Origin of the sequence: Amycolatopsis silviterrae (assembly GCF_042684085.1) — a bacterium.
Taxonomy (GTDB): Bacteria; Actinomycetota; Actinomycetes; order Mycobacteriales; family Pseudonocardiaceae; genus Amycolatopsis; species Amycolatopsis silviterrae.
This window is the reverse complement of record NZ_JBHUKS010000006.1, coordinates 475,276-478,938: the sequence shown is the minus strand read 5'-3', so window position 1 is coordinate 478,938 and position 3,663 is coordinate 475,276. Positions and strand designations below refer to the sequence as shown.

Genomic DNA, 3,663 nt, shown 5'->3' with positions numbered 1-3,663 from the left:
TCCCGCTCAATCCGTCTCGACGGCGAGCGGAAAAACGCTGCCCGCACCACAGATCAGAAATGTCCGGAGGGGCCTCGTCCGCCGCCTGCCCGCCGCGCCGCGGCACCGCCGCGCGGCCCCGGTCGTCGTTCCCACCACAACAGTTTCCCGCTGGTACGGCTGGGAAATCCCTATATTGGCGCGTGTGGACGGGTGCATCGGCGGCTACCAGGTCCCGGTCAGCGAGAGTTCGTCGATCCGGCGTTCGCGCTGCACCTGGCGCAGATCGGACTCGACCATCATGCGCATCAGCTCGGCGAAGGAGACCGACGGCTCCCAGCCCAGCGTCTCGCGCGCCAGCCCGGAATCCGCGCACAACGTCTCGACCTCGGCCGGGCGGACCAGCAACGGATCGATTTCCACGTGGTCCTCCCATTCCAGGTCCACGCACTCGAACGCGATCCGGACCGCGTCGCGCACCGAATTCGTCCGCCCGGTCCCGATCACGTAGTCGCCGGGCACCTCCTGCTGCAGCATGAGATGCATGGCGCGGACGTAGTCGCCGGCGAAACCCCAGTCGCGCACCGCGTCCAGATTGCCCAGCTTCAGCTTGTCCTGCAGCCCCAGCTTGATCTGCGCCACCGCCAGGGAAATCTTCCTGGTCACGAACTCCGTGCCGCGCCGGGGCGATTCGTGGTTGAACAGCATCCCGGAGACCCCGTACACGCCGAATGATTCGCGGTAATTGCGCGTGATGTAGTGGCCGTAGGCTTTCGCCACGCCGTACGGGCTGCGCGGGTGGAACACCGTTGTCTCGCATTGCGGCGTTTCCGTCACCTTGCCGAACATTTCCGACGACGAGGCCTGGTAGAACCGGATCTGCCCGGCGGTCGACGGACGCGAAGCGATCGACAGCCCGCTCACCATCCGGATCGCCTCGAGCATGCGCAGCACGCCCATGCCGTTGACCTCGGTGACCAGTTCGGCCTGCTCCCACGACATCGGCACGAACGAGATCGCACCGAGGTTGTAGACCTCGTCCGGCTGGATCTTGTCGACCGCCGCGACCAGGCTCGCCTGGTCCAGCAGATCGCCGTTGACGAAATTCAGGTCCGCGGCCAGCTTGCTGACCCGCGATTTCCGCGGATTCGCCTGCCCCCGGATCAACCCCCACACCTGGTATCCCTGCGCCAGCAGGTGTTCGGCCAGATACGAACCGTCCTGACCGGTGATCCCGGTGATCAATGCACGCCTGGACATTTCAACCTCTTTTCTCGGACACGGACAGCTCGCGATCGATCGGCCGCGGACCGGGGCGGCCCGGAAAGGAACTGGGGATATGCACGAACACGATTCGGCGGCCGGCGGCCCGCGAACGCGGCTACTCCGCGATCCTGGTCCGCGCGCACCAGCGGAAGACCGGCAGCACCGCGCCGTCCACCTCGGCGACTTCGCCGCTGTGCGAAAAATGCTCGTATCCGGAAGCGAACGCTATCTTGACCTTTTCGTGCAGGCTGTCGACTTCGGTGACCGCGCTTTCCCGCAGTTCGGCCGGACCGCCGGCGAGCACAATCCGTACCTTCTCCATCTCGATCATCCCTTTCGCGGAACCGGGGGTTTCCTCCGCGTCGACGACCCCCCGGAAAACCAGGGTGCACCTCGCCGCACCGGACATTCCCTAGAGGTTGTCCCGTGCCAGCGGCTCAGCCGAGCTCGATTTCCGGCTGGTAGAGATCGACCCAGGTGGCGATGTCGATCATGCGGTCGAGGGCTTCCCGGGTGCTGTCGTCGATGTCCGCCGGATCCGCCCGCAGCACCTCCTCGGCCCACGCTCGGTTCGCGAACCGGAACACGGGATGGTCGGCGTCCGCGGTCAATTCCCGGGCCATCTGCTGCAGTTCGGCGGCGTACCGCTCGTCCTGCGTCGCCGGGAACGGGCTCTTCACCCGGTCCCGGACCGAAGCGGGCAGCAGGTCCCCCGCCGCCGCCCGGAGCAGGCTCTTTTCGCGCCCGTCGAAGGTCTTCATCGCCCAGGGGGTGTTGTACACGTATTCGACGAGACGGTGATCGCAGTACGGCACCCGCACCTCCAGGCCGACCGCCATGCTGATCCGGTCCTTGCGGTCGAGGAGCATCGGCAGGAACCGGGTCAGGTGCAGGTGGCACATGACGCGCATCCGGCGTTCCTGCTCGGTTTCCCCGGGCGGCGACTCCACGGTGGCCGCCGCGTCGCGGTAGGAGTCCTTGAAGTAGGTCTCCAGGTCGAGCGCGGCCCGCAGATCCGGGTTCATCATCGCGTTCGCGTTCGAGTCGTCCCACGCGGCCAGCACCGGGACCATCCACGGGTACACGTCGGCGTTCGCGAACTCGGGAACGTGGAACCACGGGTAGCCGGCGAACACCTCGTCGGCTCCCTCGCCGGACAGCGCGACCGTGGAGTGCTCCCGGATGGCCTTGAACAACATGTACAGCGGCACGTCGACATCGGCCATGCCGACCGGGAAATCACGCGCCGCGATCACCGCCTTGCGGTTCTCCCAGTCGGTCATCGAGGTATACGGCAGCACGATGTCCTCGTGCACCGAACCGATGTGCCCGGCCACGTCGTGGACGAACGGCGAGTCCGGGGTGGCGCGCATCTGATCGGGCCGGAAGGATTCGTTGCGGCCGACGAAGTCCACCGAGTACGTGTGCACCCGTTCGCCGTGCGCGGCCAGCCGCCGGGCCGCCACGACGGTCAGCGAACTGGAATCCAGCCCGCCGGAGAGCAGGACGCACCGCGGGACGTCCGCCACGAGCTGATGCGCGACGATGTCGTCGAGCAGCTCGCGCGTGGTCGCGACGGTCGCGTCGAGATCGTCCGTGTGCTCGGCCGGCCCCAGCTCCCAGTAGCGGCGCTCGCGCACGCCGGAGCGGTCGGCCACGACCAGGCTCCCGGGACGGACTTCCCGCATTCCGGACCAGATCCCGGCCCCGGGGGTGTTCCACCCGTTCAGCATCTCGCGAAGACCGTCGGCCTTGATCACCCGCTTCGCCAGCGGATGGGCCAGAATCGCCTTCGCCTCGGAACCGAAGAGCACCCCGTCGCCGGTGGGAGAGAAGAAGAACGGCTTGATGCCGAGCCGGTCCCGGACCATGACCAGCTTCTCGTCCCGGCCGTCCCAGATCGCGAAGGCGTACATGCCCTCGAGCCGGCCGGCCACGGCCTCGCCCCACTCGAGATACCCCCGCAGCACGACCTCGGTGTCGCTCGAGGTGGCGAACCGATGGCCGCGCCCGCGCAGTTCGGCGCGCAGTTCGGCGAAGTTGTACGCCTCGCCGCTGTAGGTCGTCACCACGCTCCCGCCGGGGACCTCGGCGCGCATCGGCTGCGCGCCGCCCTCGACGTCGATCACCGCGAGCCTGCGGTGCCCGAACGCGATGTGCCGGTCCGCCCAGCCGCCTTCGGCGTCCGGGCCGCGGCAGGCCATCGTCTGGCTCATCGCCGCCACCGCGGCGCGCTCGGCCCGCAGATCCCGTTCAAAAGACAGCCATCCGGTGATGCCGCACATTCCGCCGCTCCCTCCGAGCCGGGGCGCCGGCTGCGCCCGCAACGCACGATCGCAGAAGGCGAACGCGGAAACCTCTAGTCCTCGGGCCGGGAACCCGCCGTCCGGGCCCGGCACGTCTGGGACTTTCCCCAGC

General features: G+C 68.1%; 3 protein-coding genes. All 3 read right to left on the bottom strand.

Features of this window, described 5'->3' with window-relative positions; translation table 11 throughout:
- Window positions 1–204: 204 nt before the first annotated feature.
- Window positions 205–1,239 carry a GDP-mannose 4,6-dehydratase gene (locus ACFSVL_RS11135; protein WP_378303142.1) on the bottom strand — a complete coding sequence of 345 codons (1,035 nt, stop codon included), beginning with the start codon at window positions 1,237–1,239 and terminating at the stop codon, window positions 205–207.
- Between the two features lie 121 nt (window positions 1,240–1,360).
- Complete coding sequence (locus tag ACFSVL_RS11130) at window positions 1,361–1,654, bottom strand: DUF5988 family protein (protein ID WP_378303140.1); 294 nt, start codon at window positions 1,652–1,654, stop codon at window positions 1,361–1,363.
- A 28-nt stretch (window positions 1,655–1,682) separates the two neighbouring features.
- On the bottom strand, window positions 1,683–3,530 hold the full coding sequence (gene asnB / locus ACFSVL_RS11125; RefSeq protein ID WP_378303138.1) for an asparagine synthase (glutamine-hydrolyzing): 1,848 nt from the start codon (window positions 3,528–3,530) through the stop codon (window positions 1,683–1,685).
- Window positions 3,531–3,663 lie beyond the last annotated feature (133 nt).